Here is a 6,591-nt window from a genome sequence, read left to right on the forward strand (position 1 = left end):
CTTGATAAGTAAATGCGAGAAATACCCTATTATATAAGAGAATAAATATTTTTAAGTACTGTACTAAAACGATATTTACTATCATATTCATTACTTGTTATATATGTAAACGCTCTTTTATTGGTGCAAACACACAAAAACCGCCGATTATTCGGCGGTTTTGTCGTACTTGCTCAGTTTATATTGAAGCGTTTGACGCGGAATACCTAATATTTTTGCTGCTTGCAAAATATTCCCTTCCGTTTCAATTAATGCTTGATCTATTAATTCCTTTTCCGTTTGATGAAGAGCTTCCCTAAGTGGTAATATACTTTTCTTCTTCGGAAGTTTCTCTTTCCGAAATGTTCGTGGTAAGCAATTTGCTGTTAACGAATTCCCTTCCGTAATAATGACAGCATGTTCAATCGTATGTTTTAACTCACGAACATTTCCAGGCCATTGATAAGCTTGTAATCTTTCTTTCGCTTCCTTATCAATTTGAAGTACACCTTTTTTATAACTTTTATTATATTCTTTCAAAAAGTAAGATGCTAATAACAGTACATCCTCAGTTCTTTCGCGAAGCGGCGGAATATATAATGAAAACACATTTAATCGATAGTATAAATCAGTGCGAATTTTATTTTCTCTTAAACATACTTCTGGAGGCTGATTCATTGCAGTAATAACGCGAACATCTACTTTTCTCGTCTTATTATCACCAATGCGACGAATAACTCCATCTTCTAATACACGTAGCATCTTCGCTTGTAAATCGAGTGGCATTGAATTAAGTTCATCTAAAAACAATGTTCCTCCATCTACAAGTTCAAATAATCCCGCTCGTTCAATTGCCCCTGTATAGCTTCCTTTTGTAGTTCCAAACAATAAACTTTCTAATAGCGACTCTGGCAAAGCTGCGCAGTTTTGTGCAATAAATGGCTTGTTTTTCCGTTTAGAAGCTTCATGAATTGCTTGCACAAATAGCTCTTTCCCTGTTCCTGTTTCACCATATATTAAAACATTTGCATCTGTTGGGGCTACTTTTTGAGCTAACTCTTTCGTCTGTTTAAAGCGGGAATCATTTGTTACAATTGTCTCGAATGCAACATGCTTTTTTACCATTTTTTTGCTAGTCGACCGTTTTATTTTCGATTGTAAATCTACGATTGTGTCAGTAAGCGTTTGAATTGTAGAATAATCTTTCGCAATTTCAACAGCACCGGCAATATTTCCATCTATAAAAATAGGTAGCGTCGTATTTACCGTACAAACGTCTTCCCCATTTAAATTTTGATAATGCTGAACTTGATGTACAATCGGTTTTTTCGTATGTAACACTTTCATTAGTGTACTCGTTTCCCTAGATAATGAAGGGAATGCTTCTAATAAATGTTTTCCTAGCACATTCTCAATTTTCGATCCATCATGTTTTGCAGCAACTGTATTATAAAAAATTGTAATACCATTTTCATCCACTGCATGTATAGCCTCATCAATACTGCCCAAAATCGCTTCAATGACTTCTTGTGTCGAAACTGCTAGCAATGTCATTCCCCCTCTTGCCGAAAATCTGGCAAATGCATGCCGGATTTTCGGCATCCCTCTGTGCGATTATAAGCATGACGATTCCGTTCTATTATTTTGATGAAATTTATATATATTTCTATTGCTTATTTATGGTTAAATGAAACTTTAATCAGTGGGGCTTTATTCATCCCCACTGATTATTAACCCGACTCCCACCTAACTTCTTTGCTTTACAGCCGAATTTTGAGGCGGGAGTCTTACTGCTTTCGAATAGCTGGATAAATCTTTCACCCATATATTCATATCTTCCAACTTATCAAAAATGTAGCAATTATTCGCAAGCCTTCCCGTATATGTATAGCCTAATTGATGAAAGGCTGCATTCATACCGAAAGATAGCGAGCGAGCAATTGTATAAGAACAAAAAATAGATTTTTCTTGGAGCTCTTCCTCCAATTTAATTAACAGACTTTTCATGAAACCATGTTTTCGATATTCAGGTAATGTAGCACAATTCGTTAATTCTGCATTACCTTCTTTCACGTTCATTTCAGCAGATGCTGTACTAATAATTTTCCCCTCGAATTCATAAACATAGTAAATTGTATCGTCTTCCTTCATCGTCTGCTTTACATAACTCGCATCATTTAAAGGTGTCGGATAAACTTCAAATACTTTTCCAAAGACAATTGCTAATTCTTCCGCATCCTCTTCTGTCGCTTTTCTTAACACAAATTCCTCTGGGACTATTTTTTCTTTCACTTCTTTTGCTTTTACACCACTTAAAATGGTATCTTCCTCAGTCCAATGAATACTATTTCGTCTTTCATCATTATGATATTTCACGAAGAAGTGCGCATCGTGTCCTTGAAAATAATGAGGTATCGTTGCTTCCAGTAAGAAACCGAAAGAGAGCCATGTTGAAACATGCTCTCCCTTTCCTTTAATAATACATTTAGTGAAAGAATGTTTCTCTGCTAATTCATCGATTGTTTGTATAATACTTTCAACATTTCCTGTATAGTGATCAACTCTAACACGTTTATTAAAATAATCTAAAACCCCTTCTACTGTGTAATGCTTTGTCTGTTCACTAAAAGATTCATAGTATTTCATTTCTTCACCTCACACCAATCTAGTAATGTACATGCAATTATTTTTGCGGCAGCAATCATTTTATCAACTTCTATATATTCGTTTGGATAATGTGCTACTTTCGTCTCTCCTGGACCAAATACTATCGTTGGTACGTTAGCGATTTGTGTGAACAAACCTCCATCTGTTCCCCATGGCGAAGCTTCTATAATCGGTTCGTTCCCTTCGATTTCAACAAAGTTATGTTGAAGCGTTGTAATAAGTGGATGATTTTCTTCTAGTTCACCAGGAACCCATCTCGCTCCAAACCATTCTACTTCTACAGGATTTTTTATAAACCAGCTATCCACTTCTTTTAATTCACCAATCCAGCCTTCAAACTCTTCTTTTGCTGCCTCTATAGTCTCATTCGGCGCAATACCACATCTTCCTTCTAAAATTAATGAATCGGGAACAGAACTTGGCCAGCTTCCCCCTTCAATTTTCCCAACGTTAATTGGAATCGGAATCGGAATCCCCTTAAATAACGGATCTGTAATTCGACCGTTTCTCTTCTCTTCTAATTTTCTCAAATGATCTACAACAAACATACTTTTTTCAATTGCACTTACTCCTTCATACCGTGTACCACCGTGTGCTGCTTTGCCTTTTATATGTAGACGAAACCACATTGACCCTTGTTGTTTCGGGAAAAACTTCATATTCGTCGGCTCAGGAATAATAACGCCATCTGCCTTATATCCTCGTAAAATAGCGGCTAATGTTCCTGCCCCACCGCTCTCTTCTTCTATTACACTTTGAAAATGTATATCACCTTTTAGTTCAATACCAGATTCAACAATCGCTTCCATCGCAAGCATAAGTGAGACATTGCCGCCTTTCATATCTGTTGTTCCACGTCCATATATGCGGTTTCCTATTTTCTCTCCACTGTATGGATGATGATCCCACTGATTTACATCCCCTTCTGGCACGACATCAATATGCCCGTTCAAAATCATAGATTTCCCTTCGCCACTTCCTTTTAAAGTCGCTACAATGTTCGGGCTATCTGTAAAACTTGTACGAGGTGATACGAAATAAGGGTGATCGTTCATTTCATTAAAAGCAGGCTCCCAAATATCAAGGTCTAGACCTAACTCACGCAACTTTTCAATAACAATTGCCTGCGCACCACTTTCATCACCAGATACGCTCTTTTCTTGAATTAATCGTGTTAAAAATTTTACGCTCTCTTCTTCATGACTCTCAATATAATCACAAACTTGTTTTTTTAATTGCTCCATATATTACAACTCCCCTCATTCAATTACTAGTAAATTTGAGCTTATATGAAAATCAGCTGTCGTATGTCGTTTTACATCTTCTACAGTGTACGGACTCATTAATTCTTGTAAGACAAGTCCTCTTGGAGTCACTTCCATGACAGCCATGTCTGTAATAATTAAATCTACACATTTTTTCGAGGTTAATGGCAATGTACATTCCGAAACAATCTTTGCATTTCCGTATTTATCAACATGATTCATCACAACAACGACCCGCTTCGCTTTTTGCGCTAAATCCATCGCTCCTCCAATACCTGGAACACGTTTTCCTGGTACAATCCAGTTCGCTAAATCACCATTTTCACTTACTTGTAACGAACCAAGTATCGTAACATCAAGTAATCCTTTTCGAATCATGCCAAATGCCATGCAGCTATCAAAATAACTTGCTCCTGTAATGAGAGATGTTGGTAAACCGGCTGCGTTACATAAATTCTCATCTTCATTCCCTTTACTTGGCGTTGGTCCCATACCAACAATACCGTTTTCCGCATGAAACATAACATTCATATCTTCTGGCAAATGATTCGGTACAAGCGATGGAATCCCAATACCTAAATTTACAAGCATACCATTTTGAATTTCTTTCGCTGCACGTCTTGCAATCTTATCTCTTACTTCTACGCCCATACCCATTTCCAATTCACTCCTTCCGATGGCACGATATAATTTACAAATACACCTGGGACGACAATTTCTTCTGGATCTAAACTTCCAAGTGGAACAATTTCTTCTGCTTCTACAATCGTTATGTCACCAGCCATAGCTACGTGTGGATTCATATTACGAGCGCTTTTATCAAATACAAGATTGCCAAACGGATCCGCTTTTTTCGCATATACAATTGCGACTTCAGCCGTTAAAGCTGTTTCAACTAAATATGTCTTTCCATTCATTTCAACTGTTCGTTTTCCTTCTTCTACAATCGTATCAACACCAACATCAACTAAAATACCACCAAGCCCTACACCGCCAGCGCGAATACGCTCTGCGAGTGTTCCTTGCGGAGAGAATTCAATTTGCAATCTTCCTTCATTTAATTGTCTTCCCGCATTTGGATTTGACCCAATATGAGAAGTAACTAAAGATTTAACCCTTTCATTCGTAACAAGACGACCGATTCCTACATCAGGAAATCCAGTATCATTTCCTATTAAATTTAAATTTGTAATACCTTTATCTAAAACAGCTTGAATTAAAGATGGTGGGGATCCGATTCCTCCAAATCCCCCAAACATTAATGTCATATCATCATGGAACAAAGAAATTACTTCCTCTATTTCTTTTAATTTACCGAATGTATTTGTAATGGTTGTCATGCGATACTATGCCCTCCTTTTTGCATCATCTCTTCCACGCTCTGTACAAAAATTGAAAGTAATTCATCTAACTCAGAATATGTAGTTGTCATTGGTGGTGCAACAAGCAGTGCACTATCCTCTTTTCCTGCTTGCCCTGAAACAGCTTGGTATAAGAGCAGTCCATTTTTAGCAGCAACTGAAATAAGCTCTGATGCCTTTGTAAAAGGTTGCAATTCTATTCCAATTAGCAACCCTTTTCCACGCACATCGGCAATGATTGTCGATTGTTGTTGAACTTTCTGCAAACCTTTTAATAAATACTCTCCCTTTTCTGCTGTTTTTTCAGGTAAATTATGTTTCTCCATATATTCAATAACAGCTAAAGCCGTTGCTGCAGACAATGGATTTGCACTAAGCGTATGTCCGCTCATTACAGAACGTGATCCATGTAAAATCGGCTCCATAACACGGTCACTTACAATTGTCGCTGCCATTGGTGTATAACCCGCTCCTAGCCCCTTACCAAGCGTCATAATATCCGGTTCTACACCCCAGTGCTCCATAGCAAACCATGCACCAGTACGACCAAGTCCAGTCATTACTTCATCCGCAATAAATAATATATCGTAATGACTACAAATATCTTTAATTACTTTATAGTATTCTTTCGGCGGGACAATCGCGCCTCCAGCAGCTCCGATAATCGGTTCAGCAATAAAAGCTGCAATATGCTCTGCACCAATTCGATCAATCGCTCTTTCTAGTTCAGTCGCACAAGAAAGTTGACATGTTGGATATACCTTTTGTACAGGACATCTGAAACAATATGGCGCTGGAATAGTCGGATAATCTTCCAAAATAGAAACGAAACGTTGTCTGCGCAGTGGATGCCCAGACATAGATAAAGCTCCCATTGTAATCCCGTGATAGCTCATCCACCGTGACAAAATTTTATGTTTCCCTTGAATGCCACGCTCCTGAAAATGCTGAATTGCGATTTTCATAGCTGTTTCATTTGCTTCCGTACCACTATTCACAAAAAAGCTCCAGTTCAAATCTCCTACACTTAAATCACTCAACTTCTTCGCTAATTTTTCAGCCGGTTCACTCGTAAACTGTGATCTATAAACGAACGCAATCTCCTCTGCCTGTTTTTTAATAACTTCCGCAATCTCTGTTACGCCATGTCCAATACCTGCCGTAATCGCTCCTGACGAACCATCAAAATATTTATTTCCGTTTTGATCATATAAATAAACACCTTTTCCATGTGAAATCATTGGATACGGCTGACCAACAAGTGGCTTAATTAAGTAATCGCGCATAGCGCTCCCCCATTTCTCCAATTTGTATATATA

General features: G+C 37.7%; 6 protein-coding genes. All 6 read right to left on the bottom strand.

Features of this window, described 5'->3' with window-relative positions:
- Nucleotides 1–147 precede the first annotated feature (147 nt).
- Complete coding sequence (gene rocR / locus AB3X48_RS15540; RefSeq protein WP_088099037.1) at nucleotides 148–1,533, bottom strand: arginine utilization transcriptional regulator RocR; 1,386 nt, start codon at nucleotides 1,531–1,533, stop codon at nucleotides 148–150.
- Between the two features lie 192 nt (nucleotides 1,534–1,725).
- On the bottom strand, nucleotides 1,726–2,625 hold the full coding sequence (gene ablB / locus AB3X48_RS15545) for a putative beta-lysine N-acetyltransferase (protein ID WP_002200607.1): 900 nt from the start codon (nucleotides 2,623–2,625) through the stop codon (nucleotides 1,726–1,728).
- Nucleotides 2,622–3,890, bottom strand: coding sequence for a peptidase (locus tag AB3X48_RS15550; protein ID WP_016104759.1), 1,269 nt, complete (start codon nucleotides 3,888–3,890; stop codon nucleotides 2,622–2,624). Before AB3X48_RS15550 ends, ablB begins: the two co-directional genes overlap by 4 nt.
- A 15-nt stretch (nucleotides 3,891–3,905) precedes the next feature.
- A complete protein-coding gene (locus AB3X48_RS15555) occupies nucleotides 3,906–4,568 on the bottom strand; it encodes a CoA transferase subunit B (RefSeq protein WP_002202118.1) in 663 nt (220 codons plus the stop codon).
- Nucleotides 4,553–5,251: an acetate CoA-transferase subunit alpha gene (gene atoD / locus AB3X48_RS15560; RefSeq protein ID WP_002085805.1), complete on the bottom strand. Its 699-nt coding sequence runs from the start codon at nucleotides 5,249–5,251 to the stop codon at nucleotides 4,553–4,555. Before atoD ends, AB3X48_RS15555 begins: the two co-directional genes overlap by 16 nt.
- Complete coding sequence (locus tag AB3X48_RS15565) at nucleotides 5,248–6,558, bottom strand: aspartate aminotransferase family protein (RefSeq protein ID WP_016104758.1); 1,311 nt, start codon at nucleotides 6,556–6,558, stop codon at nucleotides 5,248–5,250. The genes atoD and AB3X48_RS15565 overlap by 4 nt, the downstream gene beginning before the upstream one ends.
- Nucleotides 6,559–6,591 lie beyond the last annotated feature (33 nt).

Source organism: Bacillus sp. S4 (genome assembly GCF_040838205.1).
GTDB lineage: Bacteria > Bacillota > Bacilli > Bacillales > Bacillaceae_G > Bacillus_A > Bacillus_A cereus_U.

What these genes read in the sequence shown, in the direction of transcription:
- rocR (WP_088099037.1), bottom strand. Translation starts at nt 1,533, where the DNA reads ATGACATTGCTAGCAGTTTCGACACAAGAAGTCATTGAAGCGATTTTG.
- ablB (WP_002200607.1), bottom strand. Translation starts at nt 2,625, where the DNA reads ATGAAATACTATGAATCTTTTAGTGAACAGACAAAGCATTACACAGTA.
- AB3X48_RS15550 (WP_016104759.1), bottom strand. Translation starts at nt 3,890, where the DNA reads ATGGAGCAATTAAAAAAACAAGTTTGTGATTATATTGAGAGTCATGAA.
- AB3X48_RS15555 (WP_002202118.1), bottom strand. Translation starts at nt 4,568, where the DNA reads ATGGGTATGGGCGTAGAAGTAAGAGATAAGATTGCAAGACGTGCAGCG.
- atoD (WP_002085805.1), bottom strand. Translation starts at nt 5,251, where the DNA reads ATGACAACCATTACAAATACATTCGGTAAATTAAAAGAAATAGAGGAA.
- AB3X48_RS15565 (WP_016104758.1), bottom strand. Translation starts at nt 6,558, where the DNA reads ATGCGCGATTACTTAATTAAGCCACTTGTTGGTCAGCCGTATCCAATG.